Here is a 16,063-nt window from a genome sequence, read left to right on the forward strand (position 1 = left end):
ACGGGGAGGAGTGGCCAGATGCAACGAAAGAAGCTGGTCCAGGTAAAGAACCTGACAAAAACCTTTACGTTGGGTAAAGGGCTCTCACTTACGGCAGCGGACAATGTTTCCTTCGATATATACGAGGGGGAAACGTTTGGACTGGTAGGGGAATCTGGCTGCGGCAAATCGACTACAGGCCGTACAATCATCGGATTGTATCAACCGACGACAGGTGAGGTCATTTTTGACGGGCAAAACGTCCATCAGGCATCATCTGCTGAGCGGAGCAAGCTGACACGCCATATGCAAATGATTTTTCAGGACCCGTATGCTTCTCTGAACCCTCGAATGAACATTGCGGAAATCATTTCGGAGGGCCTGCATCTGAATGGGCTATATAAAGGGAAGGAACGAATGAATCGTGTGATTGAGCTGTTGGAGATGGTTGGTTTGCAAAAAGAGCATGCCAACCGTTTTCCGCACGAGTTCAGTGGTGGTCAGCGACAGCGGATAGGGATTGCGCGGGCGCTTGCCGTCAATCCTACCTTCATCATTGCCGATGAGCCGATTTCCGCACTCGATGTTTCGGTTCAGGCACAGGTCGTTAATTTAATGAAGAAATTGCAGCAGGAACAAAAGCTGACGTATTTGTTTATCGCGCATGATTTGGCGATGGTTAAGCACATCAGTGACCGGATTGGCGTCATGTATCTGGGCAATATGGTCGAGATGACTGCCAGTGAAATCCTTTACGATTCACCGAAGCATCCTTACACGCAGGCATTGTTGTCGGCCATTCCTGTCCCCGACCCTGATTTGGAGAAAAGCCGTGAGCGCACCATTATCGAAGGTGACGTTCCCAGCCCGATCAATCCACCTAGCGGCTGTGTGTTCCGTACGCGCTGTCCAGTAGCCAAAGCTGTATGCGCCGAAAAGAAGCCTGTCTGGCAAGAAGTAGACACCAACCACTTCGTCGCCTGTCACTTGTATCAGTAGACTTCCATTTTATCAGAAGATTCGACATTGTCCTTTTGCCATCCTTCGCTAATGGGGATGGCTTTTTCTTCATAAACTTTTAACTCTAACCTATGAAAGGGCTTTCATCAACTGTTTGGAGAGGAGAACTGTTAATATTCTGTTAACTGGCAGGAATCGAACGGGTTTTGTCGAAATACGGATACAGTAAAACATTCCGTGACTCACCTACTTCATCGTGAACTTCATTCCAGAGAAGTGAGGGTTGCATATGACTCTGAGTACCTCCTCGTTCCATTCAACTCCCCGTCGCTGGCGGGAAGTGGAGACACAGTTGGGAATTGTTGTCCCTAGATCACTTCGATCGGACACTTCTGCTCTACTGTTTTTGGAAAGCGTCGCTGCAACACCCATGTTGGACAAAGAAGAAGAGCTTGCTTGCCTGATTCGTTATCAAAGGGATGACGATCTTGAAGCACGTGAAACGATTGTGCGCGCCTATTTACGATACGTAGTTAGTACCGCTTTGCGCCATTTGAAAAGAGGGATGCCGTTCCTGGATTTGATTCAGGAGGGCACCATAGGTTTGTTTACCGCGATTGACAAATTTGATGTGGGACGTGGCGTCCGTCTCTATCATTACTCACACTGGTGGATCTCTCAAGCGATCACCCGTGCCATCAACGACAAAGCAACTTTGATTCGCATTCCTGTCCACATGCATGAGCAGATTCGCCAGTATCAGAAGCAAGTACTACATCTCGTCCATGCTTTGAACCGTACGCCTGATCGGCAGGAGATTGCTGTACTCTTGGATATTCCATTAGAAAAGGTGGAAGCCATTGAACTGGCTTTAATGATGAAGATGGAATCCATCGACGCTGAGCTGGATAGTGAGAAATGGCAGGCTTGGCATGAGGATGAGAGCTTGAGCTACGCAGAAATCATGGATGATGGGTTGTCCTCTCTGGATGACTGGATTGAAAAGGTAGACCTTCGCTCGCAAATGCGCGCAGCGTTGGAGCGACTTAGTCCCCGCGCCCAAGAAATTATCTCCATGCGTTATGGTCTCTATGATGATCAAGTGTATACGCTGGAGGAAGTGGGGAAAATGTTCGGACTTACCCGCGAGCGTATTCGCCAAATTGAAGCGACGACGATTGACCGATTGCGAACGCAAAAAGCTTCACACGTATTAAAAGATTATTTAACCTAACATAGGATTTGATTATTTCGGCCCCTCTTCGTGCAGAGGGGTTTTTTCTGTCAGAAATGGTCGAATTCACAAAGTGTCAGACTCACAGTAGGAGAGGCGTAGTCTTTTTCTCCTTGTGGTAAACTGGTAAGATAGCTTCATGATTTTTTCGCTATTTAAAGAGGTAGTTTGAAAAGGAGGATCGCTACATGGGCGATTATATGATAAGAGCAACTGGTTTTAATGGGCATGTTCGTGCATTTGCCGCACGCACGACAGAATCTGTCGAAGATATGCGTCGTCGTCACGACATGTGGAATACAGCGACAGCAGCAGCGGGACGTACGCTGACCATTACCTTGATGATGGGGGCTATGTTAAAAGGAAACGAGAGCCTCCATGTCAAAGTAAAAGGAGACGGACCAATCGGGCAGATCATGGCGGAAGCAAACGCACATGGTGAAGGTATCGCTTATGTATCCAACCCGCATGTCCACTTTGAGCTAAACGAAAAAGGCAAGCTCGATGTAGCGCGTGCAGTGGGAACAGACGGGTTTGTGTACGTAACGAAAGATCTCGGTCTCAAGGAGCCGTATCAAGGCAGTTCGCCGATCGTCTCTGGTGAGATTGGGGAAGACTTCACTTATTATTTTGTGATGTCCGAGCAAACGCCTTCAGCAGTAGGTGTGGGTGTATTGGTTAATCCTGAAGACCGTTCTGTTTTGGCGGCGGGTGGATTTATACTTCAACTGTTGCCGAATACGCCTGAAGAGGTTGTGGCAGCAATTGAAGAGCGCCTGGGACAGCTTCCACAGGTTTCTCGCATGATTGGCGAAGGCTTGACTCCTGAAGAGATTTTGGCCCGCGTATTGGATGAGCCAAAAATCCTGAGCCGCACGGAGATTCAATTTAGCTGCAAATGTTCTGCGGATAAGGTTGTTCAGGCACTGATCAGTATGGGACGCGAAGAAATGGAAGGTCTGATTGAGGAACAGGGCGAAGCAGAAGTACACTGTCATTTCTGTAATGAACGTTACCATTATGACAGATCCGCGTTAGAAGACATCCTGAAAGACATGTAAGCGCGGCGTCAAGTAGGGGAGTGTTGGCATGACCAACGTAAAAGGGTTGTGGGCATTCATTGGGGCGCTTGTATTGTTGCTGCTTGCCGTTACCTGGGCATGGTACCAGGCATCAGGCAAGCTGCAGCCTGCCGCCATCGTAGGGGATAAGACGATTAGCAACGATGAGTATGTAACGGCGCTGAAACAAAAGTTCGGTAAGCAAGTGCTAAACGACATGATTAATCGGGAAGTCGTTTTTCAAGAGGCGAAGCGATCCGGCATCACAGTTGATCCGAAGCAACTGGAGCAAGAGCTTTCCCAGATTCGCGACAGCTACGGCAGTCGGACAGATAGCGAGTTTGAGGCTGCGTTGTTAAAACAAGCGGGAACGACCGTGGAAGCCCTGAAGCAGGAGATTTCTTACCAAATCCTGCTGCAAACCCTGGCAACGAAGGACATGACCATCAAGGATGAAGAGATATTAAACGTCTACAATAGCCGATCTGACCGTTATACCCGACCGATGCAGATGCGTTTGGGACAAATCGTCGTGGCTTCCCAAAAAGAAGCAGAACAAGTTTTGGCTGATTTAAAAAACGGGGCCGACTTTCAGACGATTGCCAAAGAGCGTTCGATAGATTCGGATACAGCGGTGAACGGCGGCGATGTAGGCTGGGTTTCCATCAAGGATAATCGATTGCCCGATGAGGCGAAGCCCATAGTAGAAAAGCTGGAGAAAGACAAATATAGCGAAGCGATCAAAGTAGAAGATCGTTTCGTCATTTACCAACTGACAGAGCGCAGGGAAGCCAGTCGACGGACGTTTGAAGAGGTAAAAGATGAGCTGCGTCGAGAAATCGCATTTGCCCAGGTCGAGTCGCTGGATGTTGTGCTGGAGCGATTGCGAAAATCGGTAGGGGTTCAGATTTCTGGGCAAATGCCTCATTGACCAAATAGGCTACCGTTGATATAATTATGTCAATAAATCCTAGCGTTTTACTCGGTTATTTAAAATAGGAGGGGCAGAACATATGCGCGTGGCTAATTCCATTACCGATTTGATTGGATTTACTCCGCTTGTAAAGCTGAATCGTATTGTCACCGAAGATATTGCAGACATTTACTTGAAGCTGGAGTTCTTCAACCCGGGCAGCAGTGTAAAAGACCGAATTGCGTTGTCGATGATTGAGGCAGCAGAGGCAGATGGAAGTCTGAAACCGGGTGATACCATCATTGAACCTACGAGCGGAAATACCGGTATTGGACTCGCGATGGTTGCTGCTGCAAAAGGATACCGTGCTATTCTGGTTATGCCAGAGACGATGAGTATTGAGCGTCGCAACCTGTTGCGTGCGTATGGTGCGGAGCTGGTTCTTACACCAGGCAGCGAAGGGATGGGCGGAGCAATTCGCAAAGCGGAAGAGCTGGCGAAAGAAGATAGCTCGTATTTCATTCCGCAGCAATTTAAAAATCTGGCAAACCCGGCCATTCATCGTGAGACAACGGGTCGTGAGTTGTTGGACCAAGCGAAGGAAATCGGCGGCGTAGATGCGTTTATTTCCGGTATCGGTACAGGCGGAACGATTACAGGTGTAGGGCAGGTTCTTCGTGAACACTATCCGAATGTACAAATCGTGGCTGTTGAGCCTGCGGCTTCGCCAGTTTTGTCTGGCGGCAAACCAGGTCCACATAAGATCCAAGGTATCGGTGCTGGCTTTGTTCCAGATATTCTCGATACACAAATTTACGACGAGATCATTAAGGTAGAAAACGAGGACGCTTTTGAAACCGCGCGTCGTGTTGCTCGTCAGGAAGGTATTCTCGGCGGGATTTCTTCTGGAGCAGCGATCCATGCGGCTCTGCAAGTAGCAGCGAAGCTAGGCAAAGGCAAAAAAGTGATCGCTGTCATTCCTTCGAATGGGGAGCGTTATTTGTCCACGCCTCTGTATCAGTTCGAAGATTAATGGTAAAAAGATACTGCAAGACCACGGAGCGCTATGTTGGCGACGTGGTCTTTTCTTTTTGTATCAGGCAACTATATAATGAACGGATAAATAGTGAAAACCGGAGCGTGAAGAGGAAGAATGTTCCCTACCTTTGCTGATTGCCAGACGTATGCCTTATCTTACCCGTTGGTTCCCCTTGCCCTGCGTAAACCGTGGCCTTCGACAATTGATCCGTGGCAGGTACTCACAAAACTACAGCCGTCACTACAACATGCTGTCCTGTTGGAAAGTGGACGAGCTGGGAGGTATACCTTTTTGGCATATGAGCCTATCGCTACGCTGCGCAGTCAGCGAGGAGAAACTATCGTTTCGTACCCAGAGGGAAAAATCGAGAGCATAGAGACTCTCAACCCATTGAATGCTTTACGAGAACTGCTCTCTCGTTACCGTACGCCTGCGCTTCCAAGTATGCCAGATTTTTCTGGAGGCGCCGTAGGCTATATCAGCTATGAGATGAACAGCTTTTTTGAGCCTAGCTTGCCACAGATAGCGACTGACGACTTACAGTTGCCAGACCTGTATGTTATGATAATGCAAGATCTTCTTGTCTTTGATCATGAGACCCGAGAGATCATTTGCCTGACGCATTTGAGCGCGGACAATTTGACCGAAGAGAGCTATCGGCAAGCAGCACTTCACCTGGAAAAACGTATGGATTCAATCGCTTCATTGACAATGGATCGCGATGAGACAGATTGGGAAGCTTTACGCAAAAGACCGCTTGCCAAGCTAGTGCCAGCGTCAGTATCCTTTGCCAAAGACCAATTCGAGGATGCGGTTCGTCGGGTGCAGGAGTACATCGCCCAGGGGGACGTTTTTCAGGTTAATCTGTCCGTACGGCAAAGTAAGCCGGTGCAGGTGACTGCCCCAGAAGTGTACGATGTGCTTCGCAAGCTGAATCCTTCTCCTTATATGGGCTATCTGAGCTTCCCTGAGTTTCAATTAGTTAGTGCCTCGCCAGAGCTACTTGTAAAGGTAAAAGGCAAGGAAGTGCATACGCGTCCGATTGCCGGTACACGTCCACGTGGATTAACGGACGAGCAAGACGATACATTGGCACGTGAGCTGATTGACAATGAAAAGGAACGTGCAGAGCATGTCATGCTGGTTGATCTGGAACGCAATGACATGGGCCGTGTCTGTCGCTTTGGCAGTGTGGAGGTCAGCGAATTCATGGTCGTGGAGAAATATTCCCACGTCATGCATATCGTCTCTCACGTCAAAGGAGAGCTGGCAGCAGGCAAGGATGCGCTGGATGCGATCGAAGCGACTTTTCCGGGAGGGACGATTACCGGAGCGCCAAAAGTTCGCACGATGGAAATCATCGAGGAGCTGGAGCCAGTCAAGCGAGGCGTCTATACGGGATCAATCGGCTGGTTTGGCTTCAATGGTGATATCGAGGTCAACATTGCCATCCGCACCATGGTGATTAAGGATGGCGTAGCTCATGTGCAGGCTGGAGCGGGTATCGTGATTGACTCGGTTCCAGAGGCCGAATATGCCGAGTCATTGAAAAAGGCAGAAGCGTTGTGGAAAGCGCTTGAGTTGAGCGAGCAGAGAACGATGAGTTGAGAGGAGACGAGTGTACGATGATTTTGATGATTGATAACTACGATTCCTTTACCTACAATTTGGTGCAGTATGTGGGAGAGCTTGGGGAAGAGCTGCAAGTGTATCGCAATGACAAAATTACGCTGGAAGAAATCGAACGATTGGCACCGGATTATTTAATGGTGTCTCCAGGACCGTGCACGCCAAATGAAGCGGGGATCAGCATGGATGCGATCCGCCATTTTGCCGGAAAAATTCCGATTTTGGGTGTTTGTTTGGGCCATCAGTCCATTGGACAAGTGTTTGGCGGAAAAGTCATTCGGGCCGAGCGCTTGATGCACGGAAAAACGTCGGAAGTTTTCCATGATGGCAAAACTATCTTTCAGGACATTCCTTCTCCCTTTACGGCGGCACGCTACCATTCCTTGATTATTGAGGAAGCGACCATTCCGAGTGAGCTGGAAGTAACCGCCCGGACAGCGGAAGGCGAAATTATGGCTGTGCGCCATCGGGAGTACCCAATCGAAGGCGTCCAGTTCCACCCTGAATCGATTATTACCGAGCACGGCAAGCAATTGCTGAAGAACTTCCTTACTGCATACGCGCGCCATACGACAGGTTAACACATAGATACGACAGGAAAACCGCCTTTTTACGAGGGCGGTTTTTTATTTACATACTCTTTATATAACATTCATGGTTCCTCGATATACGGCTTGTACAATGAAACCGAAGAAGGCGAAAAAGGAGAGATAGTAAATGGATGTAAATCGTCGACAGTTTTTGACTTATCTCGGTGTAGGGACAGCGGCGTTGGCTTCGGTAGCAACAGGAATTCCTGCCCTGGCAGCTGGTAATACCCTATCAGGAAAAACAGCCGACCATCTGTTTGGTCTCGATACAAAGAAACATAACTTCAATCCGAAATTCAAAGAAATTCATCCGACTACGAAAGACGATGTTGTACTGCCGGACGGCTTCAAATACGATGTAGTGGCTTCCTATGGCGATAAAATCAATGCAGCAGGAGATACCTTCGGGTTCAACAATGACTTTACCTGTTTCCTTCCAATCGAAGGCAAGTCCGATCATGGCCTTTTGTGGGTGAATCACGAATATTTAGGTGAGTTGGAATATTACGTGAATGGCTATGACTATCTGAATGCAGATGCAGATGATAACAAACGTACCCCTGAGCAAATCAAGAAGTACTTGTATGCACTGGGCGGTTCCATTATTGAAATCAAAAAAGAAAATGGAAGCTGGAAGCTTGTTTCTGATTCCGAATATGGCCGTCGGGTGAGCGGACTAACCAAGCATGTGTTGACTGGTCCAGCAGCTTCTATTGCCAAAGAAGTAACCGGAACATTTGCGAACTGCTCTGGTGGCGTGACAATGTGGAATACAATTCTTTCCTGCGAGGAAAACTACATGGACGTCGTCGGTGATTGCAAGCTGCCTGAAGCCGAGCACTATGGCTGGGTTGTTGAGGTAGATCCATTTGATCCGAAATCGACTCCGAAAAAGCATACAGCATTGGGCAGATTCTCCCACGAAAACACGGCAATGGTTCTGGCTCCGTCTGGACAACTGGTCGTCTACATGGGGGATGATGCGAAAGACCAATACGTGTATAAGTATGTATCCAAAGGCAAGTACGATTCGAAGGCAGGGAAAAACAATTCCAAGCTGCTGGAAGAGGGTACACTGTACGTTGCCAACTTCGGTAAGGGCAAGTGGATTGCGTTGGATTTCGCAACAAACGAAGCACTGAAAAAAGCAGTTGATGCAGATGGCAAACCGATGTTTGCTTCTCAGGCTGACGTGCTTCTCAACTGCCGAGATGCATCCAAAGCAGTAGGGGCTACCCCGATGGATCGCCCAGAAGACCTGGAAGTGCATCCGATTGATGGTTCCGTCTTTATTGCCTTGACCAACAACGACAAGCATGGCAATTTCTACGGACAAATCGTTCGTCTGTTCGAAAATGATAACAACCATGCAGGCTTGGAGTTTACGTTTGAAATTTTTGCAGCAGGTGGACCACAAAGCGGTTTTGCGGCGCCAGACAACATGGCTTTCGACAGCGCGGGTAATCTGTGGATCGTGACAGACATCTCGTCCTCGTCGATGAACAGCGGCATTTACAAATCCTTTGGAAACAATGGTGTGTTTTTCATTCCAACAACGGGTAACGGCAAGGGGGAAGCCGCACAATTCGCGTCTGCACCAGTAGGCGCTGAAATGACAGGTCCTTGGTTCACCCCTGATGAAAAAACGCTGTTCCTGGCGGTGCAGCATCCAGGTGAAAACCTGAAGTCGTATGACAAGCCGACCAGCCACTGGCCTAAAGGCGGAAATGCAGTAGCCATGCCGAGCGTGATTGCTATTACAGGTTTCTAGGACAAGGAGTGTAACAGATTATGCTGTCGAGCATCGGTATTCCTGGATTAATTCTGATCCTGATCATTGCTTTGGTGATTTTCGGGCCGAGTAAACTGCCAGAGATCGGTCGTGCTTTTGGACGAACCTTGACCGAATTTAAAACTGCAGCAAAAGATTTGACCAAAGACGATGATGAAAAAGAGAAGGCTCCAGAAGAAGCGTTGAAACGAATCAACTAATCCAGCCAGAGAGAAGGCGGTGCGTACACGTGACGCACTGCCTTTTTCCGCGCATGAGGAGGAGTTCGAGTGAGCAAAGAGATGCCTATACTTGAGCATGTTACAGACCTGCGCCGCAGAATTTTGATTGTGCTGTCCGTTCTTGTTGTCAGTATGGTTATCTGTTTTTTGTTTGTGGATCATATTTATTTGGCGTTAGCGAATCATTCAGGGGAAAAGCTGGCGATTCTTGGGCCGGGTGATATCCTGTCGATCTATGTAAAGCTGGCCGCAGTCGGTGCACTTGCGATTACAATCCCGGTTGCCGCTTATCAAGTTTGGCGCTTTGTGGTGCCCGCATTGGAAGAAAGAGAGCGAAAAGTGGCGCTCATGTATATCCCGGCTCTATTTCTGCTGTTTATTTTCGGGCTTTCCTTCGCATACTTTGTGCTCTTTCCGATGATGTACAAATTTGTTTTGGGGCTATCCAACGGGAATTTTGAACTGGTCATTACAGCGAACGATTATTTCACCTTCATGCTCAATCTGTGTCTGCCGTTTGGGTTGCTTTTTGAACTGCCGGTTGTCGTTTTGTTTTTGAGCCATTTGGGGATTCTCAACCCGCATCGCTTGGCTAAAATGCGCAAACCTGCCTATTTGGTGCTCGCGATTATCTCGATTACGATTACTCCGCCCGATTTTCTTTCCGATATTATGGTAATTGTGCCACTCATCGTTTTATATGAAATCTCCATTACTATCTCGCGTTTCGTACACGGCAAACGTGTGCAGGAGACAGCGGTTTCCCCGGAAAATATGATATGATGCTCTCGACTATATTATCGGGAGAGAGCGCAGATGCACGTTTATGTTAACGGTACGATTTGTCCGGCTCAAGAGGCTGTAGTATCGGTATTGGACCACGGTTTTTTGTACGGTATTGGTTTGTTTGAAACGTTACGTGTATACGACCGCAAGCTATTTCTATGGGATGCTCATTACGCCCGGCTTTGTTCCGGGCTTTTTGCGTTGCAGATTCAACCTGCTTGGACAAAGGAAGAGCTGGCTGAAGCCATCTTGATGACCATAGATGCTAACGAGTTGCGAGATGCTTACGTCCGCTTGAGTATTACGGCCGGCTCAGAAGGAGTGGGCTTGGTAGCAGGGGGGTACGAGCGTCCGTCCTTATTCGTATTTGCCAAACCTGTAGCACCTCTGGCAGTACCTCCTCCGCCAAAACGATTGCAGACATTGGCGTTGGCTAGACAAACAGCGGAAGGCCAGCAGCGCTTTAAATCGCACAATTACTTAAACAATGCACTTGCACGCCAAGAACTCGGCGCCCGTCCCGATGTGGAAGGTCTATTTTTAACGCATGATGGCTTTGTGGCGGAAGGAATTGTGAGCAATGTATTCTGGGTCAAGAACGGCAAGTTGTTTACCCCTTCTATAGATACGGGCATTCTTGATGGTGTGACACGGCGACACGTTTTGACGTTGGCACAGCAATTATCGATCTCTGTCGAAGAAGGGCGATATCGCTTGGAAGATCTGCTCAACGCTGATGAAGTCTTTACGACAAATTCCGTGCAAGAAATCGTTCCGATTACCGAAATTGACGGGCAATCCGTTCCTTCGACATATGGTACATATTCGTGCGAACTGCACCGCGCCTACCGTCAGTCTGTAGCGGCTAGCGAGTAAATTATGGTATGCTACTATTCAATGTGCGAAGACGGAAAAAGGGAGTTTGATCATGAAATACAATTCATTTCGAATCCATGCTGCGACCTTCGCTGAGATGGTATCGGAGCTTGTCAAAAGGGGAGTTCCTGTTCCGGAAGCCGAAGGCATGGCGGAAGCGGGGACGAGCCTAAAGATTCACACGGAAAACATGAGTGTGGCAAAAGCACAGAGTGTGAGAGAGATTATGCACTCTTTTGATGCGGAAGCCATTATTTCAGACCAACCAGGTAATGCCGACAAAAAATACGTGCTGTTGTTGGCTTCACATAAGCAGATGGATTTGGCGTTGGATTATATGAAGACCCAAACAGAAGAACTACGAGCGTTGGCGGCAGAGGTACGGGAAGTTTTAGCTATGCCTGCCAAGCTTCGTGCGCGCCGCGAACTGAACTGTGGCCAGTATGTCCTGCCATTAGGAGAGCGAACGCTAGTCATGGGCATTTTGAATGTGACACCTGATTCATTCTCAGATGGCGGTCGCTATGTCGATGTGGAGGCAGCACTGGCACAAGCGCGTGCGATGGTTGAGGCCGGAGCTGACCTGATTGATATCGGGGGAGAATCGACACGTCCGGGGTCAGAAGTAGTCGATGAGGCGACGGAGCTGGACAGAGTGCTGCCAGTCATTCGGATACTTTCGCAGGAATTGTCTGTTCCGCTGTCCATTGACACATACAAAGCGGCGGTTGCAGAACGGGCTATTTTGGAAGGCGCACATATCATTAATGACGTATGGGGAGCGAAGCGTGACCCACGGATGGCAGAGGTAGCTGCTCGTCTAGATGTGCCCATTATCCTGATGCATAATCGTGAAGACACGGACTATCACGACTTTTTCCCAAACTATATCAAAGACCTGCGTGAGTCAGTACAGATTGCCTTGCAGGCAGGGGTAAAACAGGAGCGAATCATCCTTGATCCGGGGATCGGCTTTGTAAGGACTGTCGAGCAAAATCTCGAAACGATGCGCAGGCTGGATGATCTGGTAGGGCTGGGCTATCCCGTTCTGCTTGCCACCTCACGCAAGCGGATGATCGGTCATGTTCTCGATTTGCCCGTAGATGAACGTGTCGAAGGTACGGCAGCGACAGTTGCCCTCGGGGCGGCAAAAGGCTGTCATATGGTACGGGTGCATGATGTCAAAGAAATGAAGCGCGTGACGAAGATGATGGATGCGATGCTAAGAGGGGGCATTTAACCTTGGATAAAATCTACTTCAATGGCATGTCTTTTTACGGATATCACGGTGTGTTTGGAGCAGAGGCTGAGCTGGGCCAACGTTTTTATGTCGATCTGGAGCTATCGCTCGATTTATCCAAGGCCGGAGCAAGTGACGATCTTCACGATACAGTCAATTACGCCGATATCTTTACTTGTGTGCAAAAAATTGTCGAGGGTGAACGATTTCATCTGGTAGAAAAACTGACTGCTGTGATAGCAGAACGTCTATTGGGGCAATTCCCCTTGCATGAAGTTAAAGCAAAAGTGACCAAGCCGAATCCGCCGATCAATGGGCATTATGAGTCGGTTGCGATTGAGATGATCCGTAGAAGAGAGGATTTTGCTTCATGACAGTTTGTGCGTATTTGGCGCTAGGCTCCAACCTCGGGGATCGGGCACAGAATTTGCGCCGAGCAATACAGAGATTGAACGAGCAGCCTGGAATTCGCGTGCTTCGTGTCTCCTCTGTTTATGAGACTGATCCATTTGGTTACGTCGAACAAGATGCATTTCTGAATATGGCGATCGCTGTGGAAACAGAACAGAGCCCGGATCAACTGCTAGAGACAGCTTTGTCAGTAGAGCGAGAGCTGGGTCGTGTGCGAACGGTTCGATGGGGACCGCGCACGATTGATATTGACTTACTGCTGTACGGGACATCTCGTGTTTCGCAAGACAATCTCATGATTCCTCATCCCGGGCTGAGCGAGCGTGCTTTTGTACTCGTGCCGCTTCGAGACGTTTGGGAAGGCGGCGTTTTACCTGAGCATAACCAGACCATTGATCATTATCTTTCCTTATTGGTAGAAGATCACAAGGGGGTACGTGAGTGGGGAACAATCAACTGGGAAATCGAATCCGGTCCTTCCGAAAGCTAAAAGGGTATACACAACAGTCCCTTTCGGAAAAGATGGGAGTGTCACTGTCGTTTGTTGGATCACTAGAGAGAGGAACTCGTACGCCAACAGAGCCTGTATTACGGAGGATCGCCAGCACTTTACAGGTAGACTACGATGAATTATGTGCTATAAATAAGTGATGTAATGAAGTTTGGATAGGATTGTCCTCTCCAAGACCCCGACTAAGCGGGAATAAGGAGGCGAAAAATAGATGAAAATCGGTAATATCGAATTAAAGAACAACGTAGTTCTCGCTCCAATGGCAGGCGTCTGTAATCCTGCTTTTCGTCTGATTGCCAAGGAGTTCGGTACTGGCTTGGTTTGCGCTGAGATGGTAAGCGACAAGGGCATCGTGCACGGAAACAAAAAAACGATGGATATGCTGTTTGTCGACGAACGCGAAAAACCACTAAGTTTGCAGATTTTTGGTGGAGACAAGGAAACTTTGGTGAGTGCGGCGAAATATGTAGACCAGCATTCGAATGCGGATATCATTGATATCAACATGGGCTGTCCTGTGCCGAAAATTACGAGCTGCGATGCAGGTGCGCGTCTGTTGCTCGATCCAGATAAAATCTACGAAGTGGTGTCTGCTGTGGTCGATGCGGTCGACAAGCCGGTCACCGTGAAGATGAGATTAGGCTGGGACGAAGATCATCTGTACGTACTGGATAACGCCAAGGCAGTTGAACGTGCAGGCGGCAAAGCGGTTGCTGTTCATGGACGTACCCGCGTACAAATGTACAAAGGGCAAGCGGACTGGGAATGGATCCGTCGCGTGAAGGAAACCGTTTCGATTCCGGTGATTGGTAACGGGGATGTCGCTACTCCTGAGGATGCGAGACGCATGCTGGATACAACGGGCTGTGATGGTGTTATGATTGGACGTGCTGCGCTCGGAAATCCATGGATGTTGTATCGCACCATTCAATACCTGACGACGGGCGAGCTTGGTCCAGAGCCAAACGCACGTGAAAAGATGAATATTTGTTTATTGCATGCAGAGCGTTTAATCGCGCTGAAGGGTCCGAGAGTGGGAGTCCTTGAGATGCGCAAGCACGCGGCGTATTACTTGAAAGGCTTGAAGGGCTCGACGCACACGAAAAATCTCGTGAATGCGGTTGAGACAGAAGAGGAGCTTCGCAGCGTCCTCATGAACTATGTCGACTGGATTGAAAACTACGCAGATGACAGCGAAGAACCGCTGGAAACAGCTCGTGATGAGGCTGTTAGCTACTAAAATTGGTGGTTCATTCCAGACATTGACAAGGGTTCCTTCATATCCTATAATACTCCGTAATATTGGGAGCCGAGCTGCCAGTCCACACTGGCAGCTTTACCTTTGAACCTCACAGGCGATTGCATTCTGCTGTATATTGTATAGAACATCTACATATAATCCTTTGTACTTTACCCAGTATAAATGGAATCATTTTTTAAAACGGGGGAATTGAACCATGTCTGAAAAAGAAGTCATCCTTACACCAGAAGGTTTAACGAAGCTGGAACAAGAGCTTGAAGATTTGAAAACGGTTAAACGCAAGGAAGTAGCTGCTCGTATTAAAGAAGCGATTAGCTTTGGAGATATCAGTGAGAACTCTGAATACGAAGAGGCAAAGAATGAGCAAGCGTTCATCGAAGGCCGCATTCTGACGCTGGAAAAAATGCTGCGCAATGCCCGTATCATCACAAATGAAGATGTAGATACAGGTGTTGTAAGCGTTGGTTCCCGTGTGAAACTGAAAGACCTCGAGTTCGGTGATGTTGTCGATTACACGATTGTAGGTTCTGCTGAATCCGATCCGATGAACAACAAGATTTCCAACGAGTCCCCGGTAGGTCAAGCGCTCCTCGGCAAAGCAAAAGGTGCGATTGTTGACGTGAACGTACCGGCAGGAGTCATTCAGTACGAGATTCTTGATATTAACCTGTAAGCAGTCGATCTATGGCGTACCTTTTGCGAGGTACGCCGTATCGCTATTATAAAAGTCTGTACAAAATTGTTAATGCAGGCATTTTCTAGAGGAGTGAGTGAAATGGCAAACGAGCAAGACCTTCAACAAGAAGAACAGCAACAGGAAGGGCTCCACGAGCTTCTTCAAGTGCGTCACGACAAAATGAATCAATTGCGTGAGTGGGGCTTTGATCCGTTCGGTAAAAAATTCGAGCAAACGCATCACGCTGCAGATATAACGAAAGCTTTTAGTGAAAAGAGCAAGGAAGAGCTGGAAGCGGAAGAGAACGTGGTTACGATTGCAGGCCGCTTGATGGCGAAACGTGGAATGGGTAAGGCGAGCTTTGCTCAACTGCTGGATCGTTCCGGTCAGATTCAAATTTACGTCCGTCAGGATACCGTTGGTGAAGAGCTGAGCAAAGTATTTGATTTGGCTGATATCGGTGACATGATTGGTGTAACTGGTGTTGTTTTCAAAACCAAAACCGGCGAGCTCAGTGTAAAAGCAAAGGAAGTATCCTACCTGACCAAATCACTGCGTCCACTGCCTGAGAAATACCATGGCCTCAAAGATATCGAGACCCGTTACCGTAAGCGTTACGTGGATTTGATTGTGAATCCAGAAGTTCGCGATACGTTCATTACTCGTAGCCGTATTCTTACTTCGATGCGTCGTTATTTGGACAACCTTGGCTATCTGGAAGTAGAAACACCTACACTCCATGCGATTGCCGGTGGTGCATCTGCTCGTCCATTTATCACGCACCACAATGCATTGGATATGCAACTGTATATGCGTATTGCAATTGAGCTGCACTTGAAACGCCTGATTGTCGGTGGTCTGGAAAAGGTATATGAAATCGGTCG

18 protein-coding genes (1 of these 18 cut by a window edge) are annotated in these 16,063 nt (G+C 48.3%); all 18 read left to right on the forward strand.

Annotated features, from left to right (window positions below; all coding sequences use genetic code 11):
• Positions 1-18: 18 nt before the first annotated feature.
• Complete coding sequence (locus AB432_RS01110; RefSeq protein WP_048035621.1) at positions 19-978, forward strand: ABC transporter ATP-binding protein; 960 nt, start codon at positions 19-21, stop codon at positions 976-978.
• Between the two features lie 250 nt (positions 979-1,228).
• A complete protein-coding gene (locus tag AB432_RS01115) occupies positions 1,229-2,173 on the forward strand; it encodes a sigma-70 family RNA polymerase sigma factor (protein ID WP_007725227.1) in 945 nt (314 codons plus the stop codon).
• A gap of 188 nt (positions 2,174-2,361) precedes the next feature.
• Positions 2,362-3,234 carry an Hsp33 family molecular chaperone HslO gene (hslO, locus tag AB432_RS01120; protein WP_048035622.1) on the forward strand — a complete coding sequence of 291 codons (873 nt, stop codon included), beginning with the start codon at positions 2,362-2,364 and terminating at the stop codon, positions 3,232-3,234.
• Positions 3,235-3,262: 28 nt separating this feature from the next.
• Complete coding sequence (locus tag AB432_RS01125; protein WP_048035623.1) at positions 3,263-4,165, forward strand: peptidyl-prolyl cis-trans isomerase; 903 nt, start codon at positions 3,263-3,265, stop codon at positions 4,163-4,165.
• Positions 4,166-4,247: 82 nt separating this feature from the next.
• Positions 4,248-5,180, forward strand: a complete 933-nt coding sequence (cysK, locus tag AB432_RS01130; RefSeq protein WP_048035624.1) for a cysteine synthase A — start codon at positions 4,248-4,250, stop codon at positions 5,178-5,180.
• Positions 5,181-5,300: 120 nt separating this feature from the next.
• A complete protein-coding gene (locus AB432_RS01135; RefSeq protein ID WP_048035625.1) occupies positions 5,301-6,794 on the forward strand; it encodes an anthranilate synthase component I family protein in 1,494 nt (497 codons plus the stop codon).
• A 17-nt stretch (positions 6,795-6,811) separates the two neighbouring features.
• Positions 6,812-7,396 carry an aminodeoxychorismate/anthranilate synthase component II gene (pabA, locus tag AB432_RS01140; RefSeq protein ID WP_048035626.1) on the forward strand — a complete coding sequence of 195 codons (585 nt, stop codon included), beginning with the start codon at positions 6,812-6,814 and terminating at the stop codon, positions 7,394-7,396.
• A 136-nt stretch (positions 7,397-7,532) separates the two neighbouring features.
• Positions 7,533-9,176, forward strand: a complete 1,644-nt coding sequence (locus AB432_RS01145) for a PhoX family protein (protein WP_048035627.1) — start codon at positions 7,533-7,535, stop codon at positions 9,174-9,176.
• A 20-nt stretch (positions 9,177-9,196) separates the two neighbouring features.
• Positions 9,197-9,397 (forward strand): twin-arginine translocase TatA/TatE family subunit, encoded by a 201-nt coding sequence (gene tatA / locus AB432_RS01150; protein WP_017247013.1) that lies wholly within the window; start codon positions 9,197-9,199, stop codon positions 9,395-9,397.
• A gap of 69 nt (positions 9,398-9,466) precedes the next feature.
• Entirely contained in the window at positions 9,467-10,201 is a 735-nt protein-coding gene (tatC, locus tag AB432_RS01155) for a twin-arginine translocase subunit TatC (protein WP_048035628.1), read from the forward strand.
• A gap of 33 nt (positions 10,202-10,234) precedes the next feature.
• A complete protein-coding gene (gene pabC, locus AB432_RS01160) occupies positions 10,235-11,080 on the forward strand; it encodes an aminodeoxychorismate lyase (protein WP_048035629.1) in 846 nt (281 codons plus the stop codon).
• A gap of 52 nt (positions 11,081-11,132) precedes the next feature.
• Positions 11,133-12,320 carry a dihydropteroate synthase gene (folP, locus tag AB432_RS01165; protein WP_173630673.1) on the forward strand — a complete coding sequence of 396 codons (1,188 nt, stop codon included), beginning with the start codon at positions 11,133-11,135 and terminating at the stop codon, positions 12,318-12,320.
• Between the two features lie 2 nt (positions 12,321-12,322).
• Entirely contained in the window at positions 12,323-12,694 is a 372-nt protein-coding gene (folB, locus tag AB432_RS01170; protein WP_048035630.1) for a dihydroneopterin aldolase, read from the forward strand.
• Positions 12,691-13,221 (forward strand): 2-amino-4-hydroxy-6-hydroxymethyldihydropteridine diphosphokinase, encoded by a 531-nt coding sequence (folK, locus tag AB432_RS01175; RefSeq protein ID WP_048035631.1) that lies wholly within the window; start codon positions 12,691-12,693, stop codon positions 13,219-13,221. Before folB ends, folK begins: the two co-directional genes overlap by 4 nt.
• The gene (locus tag AB432_RS01180; protein ID WP_082196031.1) at positions 13,173-13,382 is read left to right on the forward strand and encodes a helix-turn-helix domain-containing protein; all 210 of its coding nucleotides are present in this window, start codon (positions 13,173-13,175) and stop codon (positions 13,380-13,382) included. Before folK ends, AB432_RS01180 begins: the two co-directional genes overlap by 49 nt.
• 71 nt (positions 13,383-13,453) lie before the next feature.
• Entirely contained in the window at positions 13,454-14,482 is a 1,029-nt protein-coding gene (gene dusB / locus AB432_RS01185) for a tRNA dihydrouridine synthase DusB (protein ID WP_048035632.1), read from the forward strand.
• Between the two features lie 217 nt (positions 14,483-14,699).
• Complete coding sequence (greA, locus tag AB432_RS01190) at positions 14,700-15,176, forward strand: transcription elongation factor GreA (RefSeq protein WP_047074771.1); 477 nt, start codon at positions 14,700-14,702, stop codon at positions 15,174-15,176.
• A gap of 102 nt (positions 15,177-15,278) precedes the next feature.
• Positions 15,279-16,063 carry the 5' portion of a lysine--tRNA ligase gene (gene lysS, locus AB432_RS01195; RefSeq protein WP_048035633.1) on the forward strand. 736 nt of this gene lie beyond the right edge of the window, so 785 of the gene's 1,521 nt are visible here — the first part of the coding sequence; the start codon lies at positions 15,279-15,281; its stop codon lies beyond the right edge, outside the window.

The organism is Brevibacillus brevis (genome assembly GCF_001039275.2).
Taxonomy (GTDB): domain Bacteria; phylum Bacillota; class Bacilli; order Brevibacillales; family Brevibacillaceae; genus Brevibacillus; species Brevibacillus brevis_C.

Coding starts and splice junctions, on each gene's coding strand:
- AB432_RS01110 (WP_048035621.1), top strand. CDS start 19: ATGCAACGAAAGAAGCTGGTCCAGGTAAAGAACCTGACAAAAACCTTT.
- AB432_RS01115 (WP_007725227.1), top strand. CDS start 1,229: ATGACTCTGAGTACCTCCTCGTTCCATTCAACTCCCCGTCGCTGGCGG.
- hslO (WP_048035622.1), top strand. CDS start 2,362: ATGGGCGATTATATGATAAGAGCAACTGGTTTTAATGGGCATGTTCGT.
- AB432_RS01125 (WP_048035623.1), top strand. CDS start 3,263: ATGACCAACGTAAAAGGGTTGTGGGCATTCATTGGGGCGCTTGTATTG.
- cysK (WP_048035624.1), top strand. CDS start 4,248: ATGCGCGTGGCTAATTCCATTACCGATTTGATTGGATTTACTCCGCTT.
- AB432_RS01135 (WP_048035625.1), top strand. CDS start 5,301: ATGTTCCCTACCTTTGCTGATTGCCAGACGTATGCCTTATCTTACCCG.
- pabA (WP_048035626.1), top strand. CDS start 6,812: ATGATTTTGATGATTGATAACTACGATTCCTTTACCTACAATTTGGTG.
- AB432_RS01145 (WP_048035627.1), top strand. CDS start 7,533: ATGGATGTAAATCGTCGACAGTTTTTGACTTATCTCGGTGTAGGGACA.
- tatA (WP_017247013.1), top strand. CDS start 9,197: ATGCTGTCGAGCATCGGTATTCCTGGATTAATTCTGATCCTGATCATT.
- pabC (WP_048035629.1), top strand. CDS start 10,235: ATGCACGTTTATGTTAACGGTACGATTTGTCCGGCTCAAGAGGCTGTA.
- folP (WP_173630673.1), top strand. CDS start 11,133: ATGAAATACAATTCATTTCGAATCCATGCTGCGACCTTCGCTGAGATG.
- folK (WP_048035631.1), top strand. CDS start 12,691: ATGACAGTTTGTGCGTATTTGGCGCTAGGCTCCAACCTCGGGGATCGG.
- dusB (WP_048035632.1), top strand. CDS start 13,454: ATGAAAATCGGTAATATCGAATTAAAGAACAACGTAGTTCTCGCTCCA.
- greA (WP_047074771.1), top strand. CDS start 14,700: ATGTCTGAAAAAGAAGTCATCCTTACACCAGAAGGTTTAACGAAGCTG.